The sequence below is a fragment of the Streptomyces sp. NPDC058257 genome (genome assembly GCF_042881845.1).
Classification (GTDB): domain Bacteria; phylum Actinomycetota; class Actinomycetes; order Streptomycetales; family Streptomycetaceae; genus Streptomyces.
Window position 1 is genome coordinate 32,561 of the sequence record NZ_JBHVXJ010000016.1, and the last position, 20,621, is coordinate 53,181.

General features: G+C 72.2%; 21 protein-coding genes. 2 read left to right on the plus strand and 19 right to left on the minus strand.

Annotated features, from left to right (window positions below):
• Window positions 1–138 precede the first annotated feature (138 nt).
• Together ACFVXC_RS30680 and ACFVXC_RS30685 are read right to left on the minus strand one after the other, a co-directional pair.
• On the minus strand, window positions 139–1,233 hold the full coding sequence (locus ACFVXC_RS30680) for a PAC2 family protein (RefSeq protein ID WP_389911703.1): 1,095 nt from the start codon (window positions 1,231–1,233) through the stop codon (window positions 139–141).
• Between the two features lie 141 nt (window positions 1,234–1,374).
• Window positions 1,375–2,046 (minus strand): FadR/GntR family transcriptional regulator, encoded by a 672-nt coding sequence (locus ACFVXC_RS30685; RefSeq protein WP_135332691.1) that lies wholly within the window; start codon window positions 2,044–2,046, stop codon window positions 1,375–1,377.
• 156 nt (window positions 2,047–2,202) lie between these two features.
• On the opposite strand from ACFVXC_RS30685, the gene ACFVXC_RS30690 reads away from it, so the two are divergent.
• Complete coding sequence (locus ACFVXC_RS30690) at window positions 2,203–2,745, plus strand: MarR family winged helix-turn-helix transcriptional regulator (protein WP_389911706.1); 543 nt, start codon at window positions 2,203–2,205, stop codon at window positions 2,743–2,745.
• On the opposite strand, the gene ACFVXC_RS30695 is transcribed toward ACFVXC_RS30690, so the two are convergent.
• The 11 genes from ACFVXC_RS30695 to ACFVXC_RS30745 are packed head-to-tail and all read right to left on the minus strand — an operon-like array spanning window position 2,727 to window position 13,042.
• Entirely contained in the window at window positions 2,727–3,737 is a 1,011-nt protein-coding gene (locus ACFVXC_RS30695) for a Rieske 2Fe-2S domain-containing protein (protein ID WP_389911709.1), read from the minus strand. The genes ACFVXC_RS30690 and ACFVXC_RS30695 overlap by 19 nt on opposite strands.
• A gap of 5 nt (window positions 3,738–3,742) precedes the next feature.
• Window positions 3,743–3,967 carry a recombinase-like helix-turn-helix domain-containing protein gene (locus ACFVXC_RS30700; protein WP_389911712.1) on the minus strand — a complete coding sequence of 75 codons (225 nt, stop codon included), beginning with the start codon at window positions 3,965–3,967 and terminating at the stop codon, window positions 3,743–3,745.
• A 19-nt stretch (window positions 3,968–3,986) separates the two neighbouring features.
• Window positions 3,987–4,931, minus strand: a complete 945-nt coding sequence (locus tag ACFVXC_RS30705; protein WP_389912082.1) for a PDR/VanB family oxidoreductase — start codon at window positions 4,929–4,931, stop codon at window positions 3,987–3,989.
• A 28-nt stretch (window positions 4,932–4,959) separates the two neighbouring features.
• A complete protein-coding gene (locus ACFVXC_RS30710) occupies window positions 4,960–6,900 on the minus strand; it encodes a thiamine pyrophosphate-binding protein (protein ID WP_389911715.1) in 1,941 nt (646 codons plus the stop codon).
• A gap of 39 nt (window positions 6,901–6,939) precedes the next feature.
• Complete coding sequence (locus tag ACFVXC_RS30715) at window positions 6,940–7,725, minus strand: SDR family oxidoreductase (protein WP_389911717.1); 786 nt, start codon at window positions 7,723–7,725, stop codon at window positions 6,940–6,942.
• A 19-nt stretch (window positions 7,726–7,744) separates the two neighbouring features.
• A complete protein-coding gene (locus ACFVXC_RS30720) occupies window positions 7,745–8,485 on the minus strand; it encodes an SDR family oxidoreductase (RefSeq protein ID WP_389911719.1) in 741 nt (246 codons plus the stop codon).
• Window positions 8,478–8,999, minus strand: a complete 522-nt coding sequence (locus ACFVXC_RS30725; RefSeq protein WP_389911722.1) for a cupin domain-containing protein — start codon at window positions 8,997–8,999, stop codon at window positions 8,478–8,480. Before ACFVXC_RS30725 ends, ACFVXC_RS30720 begins: the two co-directional genes overlap by 8 nt.
• Window positions 9,000–9,013: 14 nt before the next feature.
• The gene (locus ACFVXC_RS30730) at window positions 9,014–9,802 is read right to left on the minus strand and encodes an alpha/beta fold hydrolase (protein ID WP_389911725.1); all 789 of its coding nucleotides are present in this window, start codon (window positions 9,800–9,802) and stop codon (window positions 9,014–9,016) included.
• A complete protein-coding gene (locus ACFVXC_RS30735; protein WP_389911728.1) occupies window positions 9,799–10,596 on the minus strand; it encodes an aspartate dehydrogenase domain-containing protein in 798 nt (265 codons plus the stop codon). The genes ACFVXC_RS30730 and ACFVXC_RS30735 overlap by 4 nt, the downstream gene beginning before the upstream one ends.
• Window positions 10,593–11,531 (minus strand): VOC family protein, encoded by a 939-nt coding sequence (locus tag ACFVXC_RS30740; RefSeq protein ID WP_389911731.1) that lies wholly within the window; start codon window positions 11,529–11,531, stop codon window positions 10,593–10,595. The genes ACFVXC_RS30735 and ACFVXC_RS30740 overlap by 4 nt, the downstream gene beginning before the upstream one ends.
• Before the next feature lie 23 nt (window positions 11,532–11,554).
• Entirely contained in the window at window positions 11,555–13,042 is a 1,488-nt protein-coding gene (locus tag ACFVXC_RS30745; protein WP_389911734.1) for an aldehyde dehydrogenase family protein, read from the minus strand.
• Between the two features lie 412 nt (window positions 13,043–13,454).
• Here ACFVXC_RS30745 and ACFVXC_RS30750 point away from each other — a divergent pair, with 412 nt between their 5' ends.
• Complete coding sequence (locus ACFVXC_RS30750; protein ID WP_389911736.1) at window positions 13,455–14,834, plus strand: MFS transporter; 1,380 nt, start codon at window positions 13,455–13,457, stop codon at window positions 14,832–14,834.
• A gap of 157 nt (window positions 14,835–14,991) precedes the next feature.
• On the opposite strand, the gene ACFVXC_RS30755 is transcribed toward ACFVXC_RS30750, so the two are convergent.
• From ACFVXC_RS30755 to ACFVXC_RS30780, 6 genes are read right to left on the minus strand one after another with little or no spacing between them, the layout of a single operon-like run.
• Entirely contained in the window at window positions 14,992–15,738 is a 747-nt protein-coding gene (locus ACFVXC_RS30755) for a ferredoxin reductase (protein WP_389911739.1), read from the minus strand.
• 34 nt (window positions 15,739–15,772) lie between these two features.
• Window positions 15,773–16,411, minus strand: a complete 639-nt coding sequence (locus ACFVXC_RS30760; protein ID WP_389911742.1) for a sulfite oxidase-like oxidoreductase — start codon at window positions 16,409–16,411, stop codon at window positions 15,773–15,775.
• A complete protein-coding gene (locus tag ACFVXC_RS30765) occupies window positions 16,408–17,808 on the minus strand; it encodes an amidohydrolase (RefSeq protein ID WP_389911744.1) in 1,401 nt (466 codons plus the stop codon). The genes ACFVXC_RS30760 and ACFVXC_RS30765 overlap by 4 nt, the downstream gene beginning before the upstream one ends.
• Window positions 17,809–17,868: 60 nt before the next feature.
• Window positions 17,869–18,624 (minus strand): nucleoside phosphorylase, encoded by a 756-nt coding sequence (locus tag ACFVXC_RS30770; protein WP_389912085.1) that lies wholly within the window; start codon window positions 18,622–18,624, stop codon window positions 17,869–17,871.
• A 14-nt stretch (window positions 18,625–18,638) separates the two neighbouring features.
• Window positions 18,639–19,535: an ABC transporter permease gene (locus ACFVXC_RS30775; protein WP_389911747.1), complete on the minus strand. Its 897-nt coding sequence runs from the start codon at window positions 19,533–19,535 to the stop codon at window positions 18,639–18,641.
• Window positions 19,532–20,620 (minus strand): ABC transporter permease, encoded by a 1,089-nt coding sequence (locus ACFVXC_RS30780; protein ID WP_389911749.1) that lies wholly within the window; start codon window positions 20,618–20,620, stop codon window positions 19,532–19,534. Before ACFVXC_RS30780 ends, ACFVXC_RS30775 begins: the two co-directional genes overlap by 4 nt.
• Window position 20,621 lies beyond the last annotated feature (1 nt).

A 20,621-nucleotide genomic window follows, 5' to 3' on the forward strand; every position in this document is an offset into this window, starting at 1 on the left:
GCCCGCACCCAACACCCCCGCAGGCCCGCCCCAGCCCCGCCCCCCCACCCCCCCCACACAGCGGCCCGCCCCCCCAAAGCGGGGGGGGGGGCCCCGGGGGGGCGCCCCCCCCACGTGGTGTTCCGCTCTTCGCTCCAGTCACTCCTCGGAGGAATCAGACGGACCGGAATCGCCGCTGTTCTCCTCGTCCGGACCTGTTCCCGGACCTGTTCCCGTCCCTGTTCCCGGACCCGATCCCGGATCTGTTCCCGGACCCGTCCCCGTTCCCGGCTCCGGTTCAGGACGCGCCTGCGGCTTCGGCGGTCGTGTGCGGTCGCCGCCCTGGCTGTCGCGCAGGTACGAGGCCGCGTCACCGCCCTCCGTGGCGTGGCCGCCGGCTTGCGGAGGACCGCCGCCGTCGCGCCGCCGCAGATAACGCTCGAACTCACGGGCGATCGCCTCACCGGTCGCCTCGGGCAGCTCGGCGGTGTCCCGCGCCTCCTCAAGGGACTGGACGTACTCGGCGACCTCGCTGTCCTCGGCCGCCAGCTGGTCCACGCCCACCTGCCAGGCGCGCGCGTCCTCGGCGAGATCGCCGAGGGGGATCCGCATGCCGATGAGGTCTTCGAGGCGGTTCAGGAGCGCGAGCGTGGCCTTCGGGTTCGGCGGCTGCGACACGTAGTGCGGGACGGCCGCCCACAGGCTCACCGCGGGGACGCCCGCGTGCGTGCACGCTTCCTGGAGAATGCCGACAATTCCCGTCGGGCCTTCGTACTTCGTCTCTTCCAGGTCCATGGTGCGGGCCAGATCCGGGTCGGAGGTGACGCCGCTGACCGGGACGGGGCGCGTGTGCGGGGTGTCGCCGAGCAGCGCGCCCAGGATCACCACCAGCTCCACGCCCAGCTCGTGCGCGAAGCCGAGGATCTCGTTGCAGAACGAGCGCCAGCGCATCGACGGCTCGATCCCGCGGACCAGTACGAGGTCGCGCGGCTTGTCACCGCCGACGCGGACCACCGAGAGCCGGGTCGTCGGCCAGGTGATCTTGCGGACGCCGCCTTCCAGGAAGACCGTGGGGCGGTTGACCTGGAAGTCGTAGTAGTCCTCGGCGTCCAGTGCCGCGAAGACCTCGCCCTTCCACTCCTTGTCGAGATGCGCGACCGCGGTGGAGGCGGCGTCGCCGGCGTCGTTCCAGCCCTCGAACGCGGCCACCATGACCGGGTCGACCAGCTCGGGAACTCCCTCGAGCTCGATCACCCAGGCCTCCTTCCGACGTCCTTTATGTACGACCCAACCTTACGGCTTCCGGCGGGGCCCTCCGCAGCCCCCTCGCTCGGGCTTCAATGTCCGGATCACTGCCCCGCGAGAGGCCCGCGCACTCCCACGGCGGGGGGCGCTTCACAGCGTCGAGCGCAGCCACTGCTCCACGCTCGCGATGTGCACCGTCGCCCACGACCTGGCCGCTTCGGCGTCGCGGTCGCGCAGTGCGGTGAGGATCGCGCGGTGCTCGTGCAGGGTCCGGCTCACGGCGTCCTCCTGGGTGAGCCCGCGCCAGACACGGGCCCGTGTGGTGGGTCCGGAGAGGCCGTCGAGGAGCGAGCAGAGCACCGAGTTGCCGGACGACTGCACAATGCCGCGGTGGAACTCCAGGTCGCAGGCGACCAGTTCCTCCACCGAAGGTGCCGCCCCCAGGGCGTCCAACTGCGCCGTCAGCACGTCGAGTTCGGCCTCGGTGATGTGGACGCTGGCCATCGCCGTGGCGGCCGGCTCCAGGATGCGGCGTACCGCGAGGAACTCAAGGACCGTGTCGTCGCGGTGGAAGTCGACGACGAAGCTCAGGGCTTCGAGAAGCAGCTGCGGGTCCAGGCTCGTGACGTACGTGCCGTCGCCCTGCCGTACGTCGAGGATGCGGATCAAGGAGAGGGCACGCACCGCCTCGCGCAGCGAGTTGCGTGAAAGGCCCAGGTCGGCGGCGAGTTCACTCTCTTTGGGCAGCCGGTCGCCGGGGCGCAGGGCGCCGGAGACGATCATGCCCTTGATCTTTTCGATGGCCTCGTCGGTGACAGCCATGGGACCTCGCCTCGCAAGACAGAAGACATCCGATGTATCGGATGATTATGGCGTGTTCCATGACTGTCGTGCACGTGGGTCCGCCGCATACGTATTTCTCTCAGCGCTAAGATTTCCTTACTGACCACGGCGCGGGCGAGAGGGAGGCTACGGCACATGGCCGGGAAGAAGTCGGCGGGGGCCCAGCGGGACGCGGTCGCATCGATCATCGAGGACTGGGCGCGAGAACGGCCGGAGCTGGACACCGCGCCGCTCGAGGTCCTCGCGCGGCTGCACCGGACCTTCCTGCGCTACAACACCAGGCTCACCACCGCGATCGAGCGGCACGGCCTCGCGGTCGCGGGGTTCGACGTGCTGACCGCGCTCCGCAGGGCCGGGGCGCCTTACCGGCTCACGGCGGGCCAGCTCGCCGACTCCGGCCTCGTCTCGTCGGCGGGGGTGACGCTGCGCATCGACCGCCTGGAGAAGGACGGTCTCATCGTGCGCGAGCGCGACGCGGAGGACCGCCGCGTCGTCTACTCACGGCTCACCGAGACGGGCCTCGCCAAGATCGACGAGGTGTTCACCGAGCATCTCGACAACGAACGCCGGATGCTCGGCGGACTCACCCCGGCCGAGTGCCGCCAGCTGGCCCGTCTGATGTCCAAGCTGGAGCGGTCCATCACCGACTCCGACGAACCTCACGAGACAGAGGCTTGAGCCTGAGCCTCCGCGCGGTACATCCGGCGCAGCCGGACCACACCCAGGTCGTGCTGGTAGAGGTTCTCGCGCTGGTCGGCGTCGGCGGGCATCGCCTCCAGCATCACCCGGTCCTGTTCGAGTACCTGCCAGTGGCGCTCCTCGATGAGGGTCTTGTAGAGGAAGCGCCAGGTGTCGCGCTGCCAGCCCTGGACGCGCCGGTAGCGCCAGAAGAAGACGCCGGTCCGGTTCTCGTCGACGGGGCAGACCATGCCGACGATCCCGAACGGGCCCCCGGGGCCCGCCGACGGCGGGTACGGGATGGTCAGGTCCACCCAGTCCACCCCGGTGCGGCACAGCTCCACCCAGTCGAAGTTGACGCCCCGCTGGTCGGTCTTCTCGAAGAAGTAGCCGCGGTCCGTCTCCCGGATGCGGAACTTCGCGGTGGTGTCGCCGTCGAACATCGTGTGCGACTCGCGGTGCAGGAAGGCGCCGTGCATCGGGTCGAGGAGGTTCTCCACCGCGAACCGCCAAGGGCCGTCCCACTCCGCGTAACAGAGGATCGCGTCGACGTCGGGGTCGGTGAGCGGCTCGGGCAGCGTGAGTTCGGCGGGCTCCGGGTGCCGCTCGTCGCCGAAGTACGCGAGGATCGCGCCGCCGATCTCCCGTACGGGCAGCGACGCGACGAGCTTCCTGCCCTCCAGACTGCACCCCGGCAGTCCCGGTACGGAGGAGACGGTGCCGTCGGTCTCGATCTCCACGCCGTGGTACCAGCAGGCCACCCGGTCACCCAGATGTTTCCCCAGCGAGAGGGGCGCGCCGCGGTGCGGGCAGCGGTCGGCCAGCATCGACAGGGCGCCGTCCGAGCGGCGGAAGAGCAGCCACTGCTCGCCGAGCGCGGTGACCTTGCGCATGGCGCCGGGGGCGACGAAGTCCGAGGGGACGACGGGATGCCATTGGTTGCGCAGGCCGGTGGCGTAGATGTGGTCGGCGCTCGCGGTAAGGGCGGTCATCGGGGTCACGCTCCCAGTCGGATCATCTCGGCACGGAAGGACTCTTCGGTCCACTGGTCGCCGCCGGGCGCGGGCACCTGGCGGGCGTTCAAGCCACGTACGACATCGGGCAGTTCATGGCCCTCCTTGGTGAACACCTCTTCGAGGGTGGCGGCGAGCTTGTACTCGTAGGGGGTCGGCTCGTGTGTCCGGGACTGGTGGATGTGCAGGTAGGGCCAGGTGGTGGTCACTATTGCCTCCGGTGCGGGATTACAGGTCGAGGACGAGACGGCCGGACGCGCGGCGCGAGACGCAGATCATCATCGAGGCGTTCGCGGCGTGCTCGGCCTCGCTGAGCAGGAAGTCGCGGTGGTCGGGCGTGCCGCCGAGCACGCGGGTCTCGCAGCTGCCGCAGATGCCTTCCTGGCAGGAGCTCGTGACACTCAGGCCCGCGGTCTCGGCGGCCCGCAGGATGGACGTGCCGGCGTCGACGGAGAGGGTCACGCCGGAGCGGCGGCACTCCACCTCGAACGCGGAGTCGCCCCCGGCGCGCTCCACGACGGGCGCGGCGAACCGCTCCACGCGCAGCCGCTCGGCAGGGCAGAGCGCCTCCACGGCGGCGAGCAGCGGTTCGGGGCCGCAGCAGTACACGAGCGTGCCGTCGGGCAGTCCGTCGAGCGCCGTCGCGAGGTCGATGTGGCCGTGCTCGTCCTGCGGTACGACGGTCAAGTCGCCGCCCGAGTCGGCCAGTTCACCCAGCTCGTCGGTGAACGCCATCGATCCCCGGTCGCGCCCGCCGTACACCATGCGCCAGTCGGCTCCGCGCCGTGCCGCGTCGCGCGCCATCGCGAGGAGCGGAGTGACGCCGATGCCGCCCGCGACGAAGAGATAGCCGGGGGCATCCTCCAGCGCGAAGTGGTTGCGCGGCTCGGACGCGGTGACCGTCTGGCCGGGCCGCAGCGCGGTGTGCACGTGCCGTGAACCGCCGCGCGAGGAAGCCTCGTTGAGGACCCCGATGCGGTACGCGGACACGTTCCGCGGGTCGCCGCACAGGCTGTACTGGCGTACATGACCGCCGGTGTGGAGGTCGAGGTGCGCGCCGGGGGTCCACGCGGGCAGCGGCTTGCCGTCCGGGTGGGTGAGCTCGACGGAGAGGACTCCGTCCGCCTCCCAGGTCATGCGGCGCACAAGGAGCGTGAGTGCGCTCTCGTCCATAGCGGGGTTGTCCATGGTGGGGTCCTCCTCACTGGCCGGGGATCTTGACGGGCGGGGTGAACGGGTTCTTCATCGGTCCGAGCCGGGCCAGGTCGACCTCCACGAGGGTCGGCCCGGCGGAGGCGACGGCGTGGCTGATCACCGGGTGCGCGTGCTCCTCGGCGGCGATCCTGGCGTAGGCGAGACCGCACGCCCCGGCCAGAAGTTCGAAGTCGGGCGTGGCGAGATCGACTCCGGAGCGGCGCTCGCTGTAGCGGTCCTGCATGTTGCGGAGCACCCCGTATCCGCCGTCGTTGAAGACGATCAGGGTCAGCCGGGGCCGCTCCTGGGCGAGCGTGAGGAGTTCCCCCAGGTGGACGGCGAGCCCGCCGTCCCCCGCGAGGACGACGGTGGGCGCGTCGGGCCGTGCGAGCGCCGCGCCGATGCCCATGCCGAGCCCCTGCCCGATGCCGCCGCCGCGCGGGAAGACGTTGTCGCGGGGGTCGTACATCTCCAGGAGCCGGTTGCCCCAGCTGCTTGACGGGATGGTCACGTCGCGGGCGACGACCGCCTCGCGGGGCAGCGCGGCACGGATGGCGTCGCAGATCGCGGCCTGGGGGCCGATGCTGTCGTGCAGGGTGGCGCGGACGTCCTCGCGGACGGCCGCGACACGTCGCGTCCAGCTCTCGTCGGCCCGGCGGGCGTGCGGCAGCAGGGCCGCGAGCACGTCGGGCGCGTGACCGTGCAGGGCGTGGCGCGCCGGGTAGACGCGGCCGAGGGCGTCGGCGTCGATGTCGACCTGGATGTGTGCCTCGGGGAGCGTGAGTCCGTAGTCGGCGGTCTCGTTGGACCGGAAGTGCGTGCCGACGGTCAGGAGCAGGTCCGCGTCCGCGAGGAGGGAGCGGGCGGCCGGGGTGGTGGCGAAGTTTCCGATCACCTGCGGGTGGTCCTCGGGCACCGAGCCGCGGCCGGAGTTGGAGGTGAGCAGTCCCGCGCTGGTGGCGTGGAGCAGCTCGGCCAGCTCGCCGCGCGCGCGGGTGGCTCCGCCACCGGCCCAGACGACGGGGCGCCGGGCGGCGGCCAGAAGGGCTTGAGCGGAGGCCAGTTCGCCTTCGGCGGGAAACGGGTGACCGGAGCGCCGGTCGCCGAACGGCGAAGGAGCGGCGACTGACCCGCGGTCTGCGAGTGCGGGGGAGGGCGAACTGGGTGACCCGGGTGTCGCGGGTGACTCGGGTGACCCAGGTGTCGCGGGGGAGCCGGTGGCCTCCCGGCCCACGTCCGCCGCGTGGCCCGGACCGGTGGGACGGAGAGTTTCGGTGGTCACCGGTTCGCCTTCTGCCCGCACGCGACCCCAGGTGTCCGCGTCAGCGGCCGGTGCGCGCGCCGGTACTGCGTCGGATGGGTCGGCCGGGTCGGCCGGGTCGGCCGGGGGCGCGCTCGCCGGACTCTGTGGGTCCGTCTGGGCCGCGTACTGCAGATCCACCGGCCACTCCACGCTCGCCGGGCCGCCCGGATCCGTCAGCGCCGCCCGTGCCGCCTCGCGCAGGATCCGGCCCGCCGTGTCGGTGGACGGCACCGTCGCGGCGTACTTGGACACCGCCCCGAGCATGCCCAGCTGGTCCTTGGTCTCGTGGATGAAGCCCCGGCCGCTGCCCAGGAACTCGGCCTCCACCTGACCGGTGACGTGCAGGACGGACGTGCCCGCGCTCAGCGCCTCGACCAGGGAACCCGCCGCGTTGCCCGCGCCGGTGCCGGTCGAGGTGAGCGCGCAGCCCAGGGAGCCGCGCGCACGGCCGTAGGCGTCGGCGGCGTTCACGGCGGTCGCCTCGTGGCGTACCGGCACGAAGCGCAGCTCCCGGTCGACCGCCTCTACCAGCGGCAGATTGTGCACGCTGACGATCCCGAAGACCGTGTCGATGCCGAGTTCCCGCAGGACGGCGACGAGGAGATCGCCGCCGGTGGCGTAGCGCGCGGATGGCGTGGGTGACATGGATGGCGTGGGTGACATGGGTGGCATGGGGTGAGCTCCTCAGAGGATGCCGCGGCCGACGCCGCCGCAGACGTCGATGCTGGTGCCGGTGGTGTAGGAGGCGCGGGGCGAGAGCAGCGCGACGATCGCGTACGCGACCTCCTCCGCGCGGCCGAGCCGCCCGAGGGCGATACCGCGGTCCGCCGCGAGATCGGCCTGCCACTCCTCGTAACCGAGACCGGAGTCGGCAGCCGCGTGACGGCGGGTCCACTGGCCGGTGTCGATCAGGCCCAGGCAGACCGAGTTGACGCGGATGCCTTGCGGGGCGAGCTCCGTGGCCAGGGACTTGGAGAGGTTGAGGATGCCCGCGCGGGCCGCGCTCGTGGTGATGAGCCGGGGTTCGGGCTGCTTGGCGAGGACCGCGTTGACGTTGACGACACTCGCCGCGTCCGACGCCGCCAGGTGCGGCCGTGCGGCGTGCAGGGGGTTGAGAACGCCGGCGAACTTCAGTTCCAGCTCGTCGCGCCAGTCCTCGGCGGTCGACTCGTCCAGGCCCTTCATACGGGACTGCCCCGCGTTGTTGACGAGCCCGTCGACCGAGCCGAAGGTGTCGGCCGCGCGCTCGGTGAACTCCCGCACGGCGTCCGCGTCGCGTACGTCACACACGCCTGTGAGGAGGCGGTCGCCGCCGCCGAGTCCGGCCGCCGCCTTCGCGAGGCGGCCGGCGTCACGCCCGCAGGTCGCGACGCGCGCGCCCTCGTCGAGCAGGGCGCGGACCGTGGCCAGGCCGACGCCCGAGCTGCCGCCGGTGACCAGTACGGTCCGGTCGGAGAGGCCCAGATCCATGACTAGAAGCTCCGTTACGTCAGTTCATGGTGAAGCCGCCGTTTACGGCGATCACCTGTCCGGTCAGATAGCGGGACTCCTCGGAGAGGAGGAAGGAGACGAGCCCGACGAGGTCGTCCGGCTGCTGCGGGCGCGAGATCGCCCGGTTGTCCCGGTAGAGCGCGTGCCGCTCGGCCGGCACCGTCTCGGTGGCCTCGACCTCGGTCAGGCCGGGCGCCACCGCGTTCACGGTGACGCCCTTCTCGCCGAGCTCACGCGCCATCGCCCGGGTCAGCGCGATGACCGCGCCCTTGGAGGCGACGTAGTGGGCCAGGCGCGGCGATCCGTAAAGGGCTGCGTCAGAAGCGATGTTGACGATGCGCCCCGGCGTGCGGAAGAGCGGGTGGAGGGCCTTGGCGACCAGCCACGGGCCGCGGGCGTTGACCGCCATCAAGCGGTCCCACACCTCGACGTCGATGTCCTGGAACTCCTTGCCGCCGACGCCGTTGGCGAGCGCGGCACTGTTGACCAGGCCGTACAGAGGGCCCAAGTCGGCTACGGCGCGGGCGAGTTCTTCGACCGACGCAGGGTCCGCCACATCGCACCGTACGAAATGGGCGTCCAGACCCTCCGTGCGAAGCTCGGCGGCGGCTTCAGCGCCGCGCGCCTCGTCCACCTCCGCGACGACGACCCGAAAGCCGTCCGCGCCCACCCGGCGGGCCATGGCGAGTCCCAGGCCACGGCCCGCGCCGGTGATGACGACGGTGCGGTCGTCAGTCACGGGTGACGCCGTGCATCGGCGAGTGCTCGGGGTACGTGGGCACCTGCGGCTTCTGTGTGCCGATGACGACGCAGAAGAGCGCGTCGGTGTCGCCCTCGTTCTTCAGGGAGCGCGCCACGCCCGCCGGGACGACGATCATGTCGCGGTAGCCGAGCGTGCGGTACTCGGCCTCGCCGGACCCCCGGTGGATGCCCACCCTGACCTGCCCCTCCAGAACGAAGAAGGCCTCCTCGACGTCGTGGTGGGTGTGCTCGGGGCCCTCGGCGCCCGGCGGGAGCAGCATGTTGGAGAAGGTGAAGCCGCCGGACGGCAGGATGCGGCTGTCGTTCTCGTGGTTGCCGGTCGCGCCGGAGCCGACGTAACGGATCTGCCCGCGGCGGTACTGCGGGCCCGCCTTCTCCTGGAAGGACAGCGTGCTGAAGTCCGCGACGCGGGACTCCTTGGTGGCGATCAGCGAGTCGGTGTACTCGCCGAGGTCGCCGCCGTTGTCGTACCCGGTGGTGGTGAGAGGCATGGAGGGGCTCCTTCTCAGAGGTGTTCGGGGATGCGGGCGGTGATGCGGAGGTGGGAGAGGACCCAGGCGTTGAAGGCCTCGGGCCGCTCCTGGTTGGCCAGGTGACCGGCGTCCTTGACGATCACGTAGGCGGTTCTGTGCAGGGCGCCGGCGATGGCCTGTGAGGCCTCGACGCCGGTGACCCGGTCCTGGTCGCCGCAGAGGACGAGGGCGGGAGCGGTGATGGAGGGGATCTCGGCGCGCAGGTCGGCGGCGGCCATGGACTCGGCGGCGTACGCGTATCCGGGCAGGCGCACGGACTCGGCCATGGTGTCGACGACCCGCTGGACGAGCTGAGGGGGCGCTTCTGGCGAGACGAGCCGGGGTCCGCGCCGTTCGGCGAACGCCCGCGGCCCGAGTTCCGCAAGGTCGGCGGCCCGCTGCCGCATGGCGTCGGCCTTCGCGGGGTCGGTGCCGGAGCCGGAGCTGGAGTCCGCGACGATCAGCGAGTCGACCAGCTCCGGGTGCCGGGCCGCGAGCCGCAGCGCGATCACCCCGCCCCACGAGACACCGAGGACGTGGGCGCTCGTGCCGCGCTGCCGGATGAGGGAGGCCGCCGCGTCCGCGAAGCCGTCCAGGTCCAACGGCCCTTTCGGATCGGCTGACTTGGCGTATCCGGGAGCGTCCCAGGCCACGACTCTCACGTACGCGGACAGCTCGGCGAGCTGCGGTGCGAAGGCCGCGGACGAGGAGCCGATGCCGTGCAGGCAGAGCAGGAGCGGCCCGGCGGATCCCGCCTCCTCGACGTGGACGGCGGCGGTCACAGGATCTGCCCCGTCCGTCCCACGAGCGCCGCGAGGCTGCGCAGGACCGCGTACGGCACGACCTGGCTGGTCGCCGGGTTGTCCGGGTCGGGCAGATGCGCGACCTCGAAGCGGTACGTGCCGTGCGCGCCGGACGCCTCGACGACATGCCGCGTGTGGTGGGCGCCGGGATCGGCGACGACCTGGACCCGCACGGCGTCCAGGTCGCCGACGGCGAGGGCGACCGACGCCGCGACATTCGTCGATCTCGGGAACTTCACGGGGACATCGCGCGCGGTCCCGGACATGACCTGGACCGGTCCGGTCGCCGTCCGCATCCGGGACAGCAACTCCTCGTCCATCCAGGGCTGTTCGAGCGTGGACGGCAGCTTCGTGGTGGTGAGCCGCACCTCGTCGAGCGGGCCGAGCGAGCGCACCGCCTGGAGCAGATCGAGACCGCCGACCGCGCCACCGGTGAAGTAGACCCGGCCGGGCCCCGCGGAAAGGAGCCGTTTGGCGAGCTCCTCGTCGGTGAGCGCGCCGGTCGAGGCGATCAGCAGATCGGTCCCGGAGGTGAGGACGCGCTCGCCCCATTCCCGTACGACCCCTTGGCCCGCCGCCTCCACGATGAGATCGCAGCGCTCCATGGCATCGTCGAAGGAGACCTGCGGGGCGGGGGCGCTGTCGCCGAGCGCACGGTTGTCCACGAGGCACGTCAACTCGGCCCCGGTGACGTGGCGTTCGGCGAGTGCGGCACCGACGACGCGGCCGATCGCCCCCCAGCCGACGACGCCGACCTTGCGTACGGCGCTCATGCCTGGACCTCCCGTTCGTTCCGGGGGGACAGCGGGCCGGGATCGGGTGACCCCGCCATGTGGCAGCGGATCTCCTTCGAGGGCGGCCCGGCCGTGCCCCACAGGTCGGACAGCTCGGGGATCCGCCGCCAGACGCGGGCGATCCACGCGTCCTCGACGATCTGGGCGACCTCGGACGTGTACTCGCAGACGAGTCCGGAGGGGTCGGTGAAGTAGGAGAAGGTGTTGTTGCCGGGGCCGTGCCGTCCCGGGCCCCACTGCGGATCGATGCCGTGGTGCCTGAGCCGGCCCAGGCCCCGCATGAAGTGGTCGACCGAACTCATCTCGTACGCCACGTGGTTGAGCGAGGCCCACGGGGCCTGGTTGAAGGCGATGCAGTGGTGGTCGGCGTTGCAGCGCAGGAACGCCATCTGGTGCTCGGACCAGTCGGAGACGCGCAGCCCGAGCACATCGCGGTAGAAGGCGACGGAGGCGTCGATGTCCGCCGTGTTGAGCACCGCGTGCGTGACGCCGACCGGCACGGCGCCGTCCCGGCCGCGCGGCGCCACCGCGTGGACCTCCGCGCTGATCTCGACCAGGCGGTGCTCGGGGTCGGTGAAGCGCAGGCCGTAGCCGCCGCCGACCTGGTCGAGCGGCCCTGGTCCGGCGACCGGCGTGATGCCGCGCGCGAGGAGCCCGCGGGCGGCCTCGTCGACCTCGGCGGGCGTGCCCACCGCGAAGGAGAGCTTGCCCAGGCCCGTGCGGTCGGCGCGGGTGAGCTGGAGGGCGTGGTGCTCGGCGCCGGTGCCGCGCAGCCATGCGGCGGTGCCGCGCTCGGCCTCGACGGTCTCCAGGCCCCATACCTCCTGGTAGAAATCGGCCGCCTCGGTGAAGGAGGGGGTGCGGAGTTCGACGGAGCGCAGGGCTCGTAGACGGGCGATGGGCGGTTGGGTCATGACCTGCTCCAGAGGTACGGGGTTCAGTTGGCCCAGGGGAGAGGCGCGTCGGAGGTGCCCCAGTACAGGGACTTCTGGCGCTGGTAGGCGCGGATGCCGTCGCGGCCCTTCTCGCGGCCGAGGCCGCTCTCCTTCATGCCGCCGAAGGGCGTGGCGATGCTGAACTGCTTGTAGGTGTTGATCCAGACGGTGCCCGCGTCGACTCGCCGCGCGATCCGCCAGGCGGCGCGGTGGTCACGGGTCCAGATGCCGCAGGCGAGGCCGTGGACACTGGAGTTGGCCTGGTGCACGAGATCGTCCTCGTCGTCGAAGGGCAGCGCGACAAGGACGGGCCCGAAGATCTCCTCCTGGCAGGTCCGCGATGAGTTCGGGAGCCCGTCCAGGACGGTGGGCAGGTAGTACGCCCCGTCCCGGTACGCCGAGCCCTCCGGTACGCCTCCACCGCACAGCACCCGTGCGCCTTCCTCGCGGGCGAGATCGACGTACGAGGCGACGGAGTCCCGGTGCTCGTGATGGACGAGCGGGGCGACCTGGGTGCCGGGGTCGATGCCGGGACCGACCCGCAACTTCCGCACGCGCCGCACCAGTTCACCCACGAACTCCTCGTACAGCTCACGTGCGACGAAGAGCCGTGACCCCGCGACGCAGGACTGCCCGCTGGAGGAGAAGACGCCGAACATCACTCCGGCCAGGGCCTGTTCCACGTCGGCGTCGGCGAGGACGACCGTCGGCGACTTGCCGCCCAGTTCGAGCGAGAGGGGCATCAGCTTCTCGGCGGCCGCGTGCGCGAGCGTACGGCCCGTGCCCGTGCCTCCGGTGAAGGTGACCTTGCCGACGCGCGGATCGCGGACGATCGCGTCCCCGACGAGGCTGCCGCGCCCGGTGAGCACGGACAGCAGGCCTGCGGGAAGGCCGAGTTCATCCAGGGCGCGGGTGATCAGGCGGCCGAGCGCCAGGGAGACGAGCGGGGTCCACTCGGCGGGCTTGAGCAGGACCGCGTTTCCGCCCGCGAGGGCGGGGGCGAGCTTCTGGGCGTCGCTGGCGACCGGGGAGTTCCACGGGTTGATGGCGCCGACGACGCCGATCGGCTCGTACACGCTCAGCGTCACGTAGTCGCCGCGCGAGGGCGTGATCGCCTCTTCGGCGGTCTCCAGGGCGGCGGCCGTGTAGCGGAAGGTGGCCGCCGCGCTGCCCACCAGGGCGCGGGTCTCGGTGAGCGCCTTGCCGGTGTCGGCGGTCTGCAGGGCGGCGAGCTCGTCCGTGGACGCCTCGATCAACTCGGCGACGCGGTGCAGGAGCAGGGCGCGCCGGTGGGGCAGGAGGCCGCGCCAGCGGGGGTCAGCCGCGGCGGCGGCCGCTCCCCGCGCCGCTTCGGCGACCTCGTCGAGGGAGACCGCGTGGACGGTGGCGATGACGTGCCCCGTCGCCGGGTCGACGGTGTCGGCGGGGGCGCCCGCTCCGCGTCGCCACTCGCCCGCGATGAGTGCTTCGTCGGCTGGGATGCGGAGCATGGAGGCCTCCTGGCGGGACGGGACTTGGGTGTGGCCGGGCGTGGCTCGGGCGTGGCTCGGGTGTGACTGGGCGTGGCTTGGGCGTGGCTTGGGTGTGACTGGGCGTGGCTTGGGCGTGACTGGGCGGGACCGGGCGGGACTTGGGCCCCGGGCCGAGGTGAGCGCCCGACGTTTTTCGGTAAGCGCTAGAAATCTAAGGGCTTAAATATCCGGAGCGCAAGACCCGGCGGGGGAGCGCTCTTCGCTGATTTCCCCTGCACAGGCTCTTGACGTGCTCCGGGCCCGGGGCGGTACAACTTAAGCCCTTAGAAACTTTGCGCTTACCCGCTTCTTGGCCGGGGTTTCCCCAGACGCCGTGGCCGGTCGCCTCCCCCGCTCGTCCGCCCCCGCCCCCTCAGCAGCGGAGTTCCGCATGACGATCGACGCTTCCCCGGACCGAGCGGTCCGGGCCGCCATTGCCGCCCGCTTCGAGCGGCTCCCTCTGTGCCGCTGGCACGTCACCGTCCGGCTCATCGTGGGCGCGGTCACCTTCTTCGAGGCCTTCGACCAGCTCCTGATCGCCTACGCCCTGCCCGGACTGCGCCAGGAGTGGGACCTCAGCACCTCCGCCGCGACGCTGCTGCTCACCGTCGGCTCGATCGGCATGCTGATCGGGGCGTTGCTCTCCGGGCGGCTCGCGGACCGGATCGGCCGGGTGAAGGTCATCGCGCTGTGCGTGGCGGTGTCCAGCGTCGCCAGCCTGGCCCTCTCCTTCGCCACGTCGCCCGAATCCTTCATGGCCCTGAGGTTCGTCCAGGGCCTGGCGATCGGGGGTGAGGTGCCGGTGGCGGCGACCTTCATCGCCGAGATCACCCGCAGCCACCAGCGTGGCCGCTTCGTCCTGCTCTACGAGCTGGTGTTCCCGGCGGGTCTCACCGTGGGCGCGCTGGTCGCGGCCTGGGTGGTGCCGATTCTCGGCTGGCGCTGGATGTACGCCCTTGCCGCGCTGCCGGGTCTGCTCTGCGTCCTTGTACAGCGAAAGGTCCCCGAGTCGCCGCGGTGGCTGGCGGACCACGGCAGGTCCGATGAGGCGGCCGAGGTGATGAGCGGGATCGAGGCCGAGGTCGAACGGATCACGGGGAAACCCTTGCCGCCCGTTCCCAAGGCGCTGCCCGTCGCGGCTCCCGGGGAAGCCGCGTCCGGACTGCGCGGCCTCTTCACCGGCCGCTACCGGCGCCGGACGCTGGTGATCGGCGTGCTCTGGTTCACCGGCTACTTCGTCAACTACGGCATCACGTCGTGGCTACCGACGATCTACCAGAACCGCTACAGCCTCTCCCTCTCGGACGCGCTCCTCTACTCCACTGTCACGTCCTGCGCGGGCCTGCTCGGCTGCCTCGTCGCCGCGCTCACGGTCGACCGGGTGGGGCGGCGGAAGGTCATCGCCGGGTGTCTGGGAGGGGCGGCGGTGATGCTGGTGGGGCTCGCGGCGGTGGGTGCGGGTACGCCGGTTCAGGTCCTGGTGTGGACCTCGCTGGCGGCGGTCTTCTTCTTCGGCTCCAACATCTGCCTGTACCTGTACACGCCGGAGCTCTTTCCGACGCGGATGCGGGCCTTGGGGAGCAGCGTGGGCGGGGCGATGAACCGGCTCGGCGTCATTCTCGGCCCGATCGTGGTGGGGGCCGTGTACGCGGGCGGGAGTGTGTCCATGGTGTTCGTGATGCTGGGGGCGGTCGCCGTGGCCGGTTGTGTCGTGGCCGCCTTCGGGGCGGAGGAGACGGCGGGGCGGCGGTTGGAGGAGGTTTCGCCGTAGGCGGGGTGGGCCGGGGCGCCTCCAGCGGGCTTCATTTCCCCGACCCCGCCGCTTCCCGGCTGTGACACCTGCGGCTCCGCAGCGGGCCGCCGGCGCGGGGCCTGGTGCCTCGGTCGCCGTCATCACCGGCTCCGCCGAGTTCGTCCGAGGACATCCCCTACCCGAACCGCTCGATGCGGATCCGATCGACCGGCTGGCCCCCGGCGACCAGCAGGCGCGACGCGTGCTCGGCGAACCCGTTCGACCCGCAGACGTACGCCTCCCAGCCCCCCTCGGGCTGAGCCGCGCCGAGCAGCGGCGCCAAGTGCTCGGCGCTCAGCCTGCCCTCCCTGCGCGTGAACACGACCGTGGTCTCGTCGCCGTACTCGTCCGGGTAGATCAGATCCTCCGGCGTGCGCGCCGAGACGACGAGCCGCAGCGGCACCGGACGCCCGGCCCCCCGCCAGTGCCGCAGCATCGACATCAGCGGCACCACACCGGAGCCCGCCCCGAGGAGCAGCGCGGGGCGGTCCCCGGGCCAGGCGAAGAACCCGGACAGCGGACCCCGCACCTCCACCACGTCGCCGACGCGGGCGACCGTGTGCAGATGGCCGGAGACCTCGCCGTCCGGCACGTGGTCCAGGGTCAGCTCGATCTCGCCGCCCTCGTCAGGAGCTGAAGCGATCGAGTAATGGCGCTGAGCCACGTATCCGTCCGGCGCCGTGAGCCGCAGCATCAGGTGCTGGCCCGGCAGATGTCCCTGCCAGTCGGGCACCTTCAGGCGGAAGCTCGACACCGTGCCGGCCGCGTTCTCGCGCCGGACGTCCACCACCACGGCCCGCTGCCACTCCGCCGCCGCGCGATTGCTCACCGCGATCCGCCCGGGCACGGCGAACCGCGTCGGGGGCACGAAAGTCCCAGCCACAGTCCCAGTCCCAGCCACAGTCCCAGCCACAGTCTCAGTCACCGGAGTAACGCTCCTCCCGCCAGGGATTTCCCCGGGGGTGGTAGCCGTTCTGCTCCCAGAATCCGGGCTCGTCGTGGTCCAGGAGCCGCAGGCCCGCGACCCACTTCGCGCTCTTCCAGAAGTAGAGGTGGGGGACGATCAGGCGCGCCGGGCCACCGTGCTCGGGAGGCAGCGGGCCGTCCCCGTACTCCCAGACGATCCACGCCTTCCCGCCCGTCACATCGGAGAGCGGGAGGCTCGTGGTGTAGCCCGTGTACGAGTACGCGACGACGTGGGTGGCCTCGGGACGCGGCCCCGCGGCGGCCAGGAACGCGTCCAGGCTCACCCCGCCGAAGCGCACCCCGAACTTGGACCAGCTGGTCACGCAGTGGATGTCGCCGCGGTACTCGGACGCGGGCAGCGCGTGCGCCTCGTCCCACGTCCAGGTCCGCGGGGAGGTGACGAGACCGTCCACGCGGAACGTCCAGTCCGCGGACGTGAGCTCGGGCGTCACCTCGGCGGACAGGACGGGCCAGCCGTCCGCCGCGTCGTACTGCCCGGGAGGCAGCCGCGGGTCGCGGTCGGCGGCCCGGGCGCGGCCGGTGAAGCCGCGCGTGGGCTCGACGGTCATGCGGGCGGGTTCGATGGTCATACGGTGCTTGCCACTTCGGAGGTGCTTGAGGTGCTTGGTCGCGTTTCGGACGTGCTCGGCGCCGCGGAGGCCGCCGCGTCCCGCAGGGCTCGCAGCGCGCGCTGCTCGTCCACTGTCTCCAGCGTACGGTCCCGCATCAGGACACGACCGTCGACGACGGTGTCCCTGACGTCAAAGGACGCCGCCGCGTACGCCAGCATCGACCACGGGTCGTGCCGCGGTGTGAGATGCGGCCGGGAGAGGTCGAGGACGATCAGGTCCGCGCGCTTGCCCGCCTCCAGGGAACCCAGCTGGTCGCCGAGGCCCAGGGCCCGCGCGGATTCGATGGTCGCCATCCGTACGGCCTGCTCGGCGCCGACCGCCGTCGGATCACCGCCCGCCTTGTGCACGAGCGCCGCGAGCTTCACCGCGCCGAGCAGGTCGAGCGTGTTGGAACTCACCGCGCCGTCCGTGCCCAGGCCCACCGTGACGCCGGCGTCGAGCAGGTCGGGGACGCGCGCGATGCCGCAGCCCAGTTTCAGGTTCGACACCGGGCAGTGCGCGATCGCCGTGCCGGTGCGGGCGATGGTCTCGATCTCGGCGTCCGTGAGGTCGACCGCGTGTGCGAGCAGCGTGTCCGGGCCGAGTACGCCGAGCGAGTCGAGCAGCTCCACGGGCCGCATCCCGTGCTGCTCGGTGACCATCTCCACCTCGCCCGCGTTCTCGGCGGCGTGCAGGTGCAGCAGGGCGCCGTGCTCGCGGGCCAGCGCGCTGATCGCCGTCAGCTGCTCGGGGTCCAGCGTGTACGCCGAGTGCGCGAAGAGGACCGGGCGCGTGCCCGGCGCCGGGGTGCGGGCGGCCAGGTCGGCCGCGGCCCAGCCGAGCCGGTCGGCGTAGGCGCGGCCGTCCGGCGGGCCCGGTACGTCCATGAACGTGGGGCCCGTCAGGAGGCGCCACCCCGCGTCGCGGGCCACGGCCTCGGCCGCCTCGTGGAACCAGTACATGTCGAGCGCGGTGGTGACCCCGCCGCGTACGGACTCGGCGATCGCGCCCCGGATGCCCGCCGTCACCGTCTGCGGGGAGAGCCGCTCCGCCTCGGCCGGGATCACGCGGGCCAGGAAGCCCTGGAGCGTGACGTCGTCCGCGATGCCGCGGAAGAGGGTCATCGCCAGGTGGGTGTGCGTGTTGATGAGGCCGGGCAGGACGAGACAGCCGCGGGCGTCCAGCTCGTCGGCCGCCTCATAGGCGGCGCGCAGCCGCTCGGCCGGGCCGACCTCGACGATCCGCCCGTCGCGCACGGCGACGGCGCCGTGCTCCACGACAGTGCCCGACGCGTCGACGGTGAGGACGTCGCCGCCGTGGACCAGGAGATCTATGGAACCGCCCCGGTCCTGGGCCGGCAGGTCAGTGGGGTGCATCGCTTCTGTTCTCCGTGAGGTGGTTCGAGGCGTCGGTTCGCGTACGGCTCAGCGCTCCGCTCAGTGCTCCGTGGAGGCCAGCAGGCGCAGGGCGTCCAAGGCTATCCGGGCGCCGCGGTCGACTCCCTCGGCCACCACGTCCCGGTGCGGGTTGTAGCCACCGGTGGCTTCCTCGTCGACGAGTTCGTCGGCGTTGGCGCCGTCGACGACGAGCGCGCCGCCCGCCGTGAGGCCGTGCGTGGACGCGAAGACGTACAGCGCCGAGAGCTCCATCTCGATGGCCGTGATCCCGGCGGCCGCGTAGGCCTCGCCGGGCAGCGGCAGGAAGCCCGGCTGGAAAGCGGCCCGCGTCCACACCACGCCGCGGTGGTAGGGCGCGTCGGCGGCGCGGGCGGCACGCTGGAGCGCGATGACCGCCTCGGGAGCCGCGAAGGCCGGGTACTCGGCGGGGATCAGCTGCTGCGTCACGCCGTCGTCGCGTACCGCCGCGTCCGCGATGACCAGATCGCCGTCGCGGATGCCGGGGCGGATCGCGCCCGCGGTGCCGAGCCGCAGGATGGTGGTGACGCCGGCCTCCGCGAGCTCCTGGAAGAGCAGGATCGCGCCGGGGGCGCCGACGCCGTGCGAGGCGACGACGACCGGGGTGCCCTGCCAGCTGCCGGTGAAGGTGCGGTACTCGCGGTGGTACGACACCTCCTTCGCGTCGTCCAGGAGATCGGCGACGGCGCCGGCGCGCGCCGGGTCGCCGACGACGACCGCGCGGGTGGGCAGGCCGGCGCGGGGGACGCGGGTGATGGGCAGCGCGTCGGTGAGCATGTGGGCGTCGGTCGTCATGAAGGTGCTCCTACCAGGGGCGTCTTGCGGCGGCGCCTGCGCGCCGTGGACAGGAAGAGGGCGGCCAGGGTCACCACGTACGGGGCCGCGTCGGTCGCCTGTTGCGGCATGCCGAGCCCCTGGAGACGGAAGCCGACGGCCTCCGCGATGCCGAAGAGCAGCCCGGCGAGCAGGACGCCGAGCGGCAGGGCGCGGCCCAGCATCACGGCCACCACGGCGATCCAACCACGCCCGGCCGTCATGTCCTCGGAGAACAACGTGACGTTGCCGAGAGCCAGTTGGGCGCCCGCGAGACCGCACAGGACACCGGACGTCAGAACGGCGGCGTACTGGTACTTCGCCGGGTTCACACCCAGCGTCGCCGCCGCGTCGGGCGCCTCGCCGACGCCGCGCAGGCGAAGGCCCCAGGGGTGGCGGGCGAGGAAGACCGCCGCCACGGCGACGGCGGCCCACGAGAGGTACACGAGTGCGGAGTGCCCGGACAGGGCCGCCCCGACGAACGGGACGTCGATGCCGTCGAGCCCGGCAAGACCCGGATCGGAGAAGGTGCCCTGCACGCCGAAGACCGTGCGCAGCAGGAAGCCGGTCAGGCCGACCGCGAGGAGGTTGAGCGCGACGCCGAGGACGACGGCGTCCCCGCGCAGCGAGATCGTCCCGACGGCCAGGACCATCGAGTACGCGGCCGACGCGAGGGCGGCGAACACGACACCGAGCCAGGCGCTCCCGGTGAACCAGCTGCCCGCGACGCCGCTGAAGCAGCCGATCAGCATCATGCCTTCGAGGCCGATGTTGAAGACGCCCGCGCGCTCGCAGATCGCGCCGCCGAGTGCGGCGAGGAGGATCGGGGTGAGGGCGAGGAGCGCCGAATGGAACAGCGCGGAGTCGATGCTCATCGCACGCTCACTTCCTTCGTGTCGGTGGGCTCCTGCGCGCCGTCGGGCTTCTTCCTCGCCCGTCGCCACGTCAGGTTCAGCCGGGCCGCCAGAAAGACGATGACGACGGCTTGCAGGACCTGGGCCAGCTCGCGCGGCACCTCGGTGGTCCGCTCCATGGCGAGCCCGCCCACTTCGAGCGCCGCGAAGAACAGGGCGGCGACGGCGGTCCCGATGGGCGCGGCGGCGGCCAGCAGCGCGGCCGTGAGGCCGGTCCAGGTGTGCCCGGCCGCGGTCAGCGAACCGTCGATGAAGCGGTAGGGGAAGCTGAGCACGCCGACGGCACCCACCAGGCCCGCGACGGCGCCGGAGAGCGCCATGAGCCTGAGCGTGAGCCGTGGCCTGTCGACCCCCGCGTACGCGGCGAAGCGTGGATTGAGACCCGTCATGCGGATCTCGTAGCCGGTGGCGGTACGGGCGTCGGCGAACATGAAGACCGCGGCCGCGACCGCCACGAGGAGCAGTCCGACGGTGACGGTCGACGACCCGAACGCGGGCAGCTCGACCCCGTCCGGCAGCCGCCGGGTCTGCGGAAGGCTCGACCCCTCCTCCTTGAGCGGAAAACGCGCGAGGTAGGAGGCGAAGGACATCGCCGGATACCCGAGCAGCAGACTGCTGACGAGCAGCGGCACCCCGAACCGGTTCTGGCACACCGCTGCGAGTGCGGCGTAGGCGGCGCCTGCCGCCATCCCCGCGAGCAGCGAGGCGACGACGGTCAGCGGCGCGGGCAACGGCGAGTAGAGCCCGGTGGCAGCGGCGGCGATCCCGCCGAGCACCAACTGCCCGTCCCCGCCCAGGTTGAGCAGCCCCGCCCGCATGGGGATCGCCAGCGCGACGGCCAGGCCGATGATGCTGGTCCCGGTGGTGAGAGTGGACCCGATGCCGTCGGGCCCGAGCGCGCCACTGACGACGGAGCCGTACGCCCCGACGGGATCGGCGCCGGTCCCGATCAGGAAGAGGGCGCCGACGAGGACGGCGGCGACGACGGAGTGCAGAGCGGGGGAGCGCAGGCTCCGGCCGCCGAGGGAGCGGATCGTGGCGCCCATG